The following is a 2,166-nucleotide window of genomic DNA, read 5'->3' on the forward strand; positions in this document are numbered from 1 at the left end:
GATACGGCCACCACCTATATATACACGTAGCAATCATGGGCGCCAGCGTCTTTTGTTTTTATGAGACAGTCAGTTTTGTGTGCTCAACACGTTCTAAAGATTTTTTGGCGTGAGGCGGATCGGCGTCAGCGCCGGCGCGCCGGCGCTCGACTTCTATTCGACGATGACGGCGAAGGCCGACAGCACGATCACCGAGCGATTTTCCGGAATATCGGATCCAAACAACACGCCGCCACAAAACGCCCTCGCGGCGGGGCCGAATTACATTTTCACGGCCGAGTCCTCGCGTTACATGGTCACCGACCTCAACGGCAATACAATTATTCCCGACAGCTCGCTCTGGAGCTTGTTCTCGGGGCTCGACAATACGCCCGCCGGGTTCAACCCTACGCTCGACAACAGTCTGCTCGACGCGCGCGCCGCCTATGACAGTTCGACCGGCCGCTATGTCGTCATCGCGGATAATTTTCAGCCGGGAGGTGGAAATTTCGGCACCAATATCGTTATCGCCGTCTCGGTGGACAGCAACCCGGCCGACGGCTGGTATCTCGCCTCGGTCGACACGTCCAACGGCTTCACCACGCAGTCGGACATGCCTTATCTGTCGGTCAGCAACGGCAATATATACATCTCCACGCCGGAATATCTCGATGCGGGAGGCGGCTATAACACGGCCGAATTCGTCGTCGGCGAAAGCAACGTCATAGCCGCCGGAAACGCCGCAATTGCTCCCAATGCCAGCAATATCGCGTCAGGGTCCAACGGCATCATGCGCAACGTCGCCGGCGCAAATGGGAAAACATATTATTTAAGCGCCTATTCGAACCACACGCGCACCATTCTCGCCTTCCAAGCCTACGATGCGACGACCGGCAGCTTCAGCGCGCCGAAGACGCTCGGGCTTGACGACAGCGACGTGGGAGGCGGCGGCAGCGACTATACCGCCGCGCAGCTGGGCACGACCAAGCTGCTCAACATCAATGACTCGCGCATTCAAGGCCTTGCCTATGCCTCCTCGGGAGGACACGATTACGTTTATGGCGTGAGCGAAGTCATGCCGAGCGCAGGGGCGCCCGCCCAAATCGAATGGTTCAAGCTCGACGTCACCGATCCCGCCAATCCCCAAATTGTCATGGGGGGCGTCATTTCCGGCGCTTCGATTGGCGCGGGCGTCGCGGTCTTCACTCCGTCGATCGCGGTCGACCAGAACGGCGACGTCTTGATCAATTTCTCGGCCTCGGGGCCGAACATGTATCCCTCAGACTATTACACGGTGCTCGGCGCCGGCCTTTCCGCCTTCAGCGCGCCGACGCTCTATCAGGCGAGCGACACATTTTTCGATTCCGGCAGCGCCTCCGGCAGCACCAACATGCGCTGGGGAACCTATTCCACTGCCGTCGCCGATCCCAACAATCCGAACGGCTTCTGGATCTCCAATGAATATGTGACCAAAACGGGCGTAACCATCCCGGCAGGGCTTTCCTCCTGGTGGGACACCGTGACGGTGCAGGTGACCGTCTCCAGTTCCTCCCCCCCGTCGCTGGGCGGCGCCGGAGTGTCGGCGACTTATACGGAGGGCGGCGCGGCGGCGACGCTCGACTCTGGCTTGACGGTCTCCGACCCAAGCAGTTCGACCCTGAGCGGAGCGACGGTCACGATCGCCAGCGGTCGGTTCGCCGGAGACACGCTCAACTTCACCAATCAGAACGGCATAACCGGCTCGTATAATGCAACGACGGGCGCGCTGACGCTGACCGGCTCAGCCAGCCTGGCGGCCTATCAGACGGCGCTCGACAGCGTGACGTTCAGCTCGAGCAGCCTCAATCCGACCAATTACGGGACGAACCTGACGCGCGCGATCAATTGGCAGGTCAGCGCCGGCTCGTTGCAATCGGCGGTCGTGTCCAGCTCGGTCAATGTCGTCGGCGTCGATCAGGCGCCGGTGTTGTCGGGAGCGGGCAATACCGCGAGCTATACGTCGGGAGGCGTCGCCGTCGTGATCGACCCTTCGCTGGCGGTCAGCGATCCCGACAATCTTTCCCTCGCCTCGGCGACGGTGACGATTGCGGGCAATTTCCAATCTGGCGATCTGCTCAACTTCGTCAACCAGAACGGCATTTCCGGCACTTATAACTCCGCCACCGGCGTGCTGGCGCTGAGCGGGCA

The 2,166-nt window shown here is 60.7% G+C and carries 1 pseudogene; it reads left to right on the forward strand.

Going from position 1 to position 2,166, the window contains the following annotated elements:
* Positions 1 to 109: 109 nt before the first annotated feature.
* A pseudogene (locus QM467_RS19660) lies at positions 110 to 2,166 on the forward strand (hypothetical protein); the annotation flags it as partial.

Origin of the sequence: Rhodoblastus sp. 17X3, from assembly GCF_030056575.1 — a bacterium.
Lineage (GTDB): Bacteria > Pseudomonadota > Alphaproteobacteria > Rhizobiales > Beijerinckiaceae > Rhodoblastus.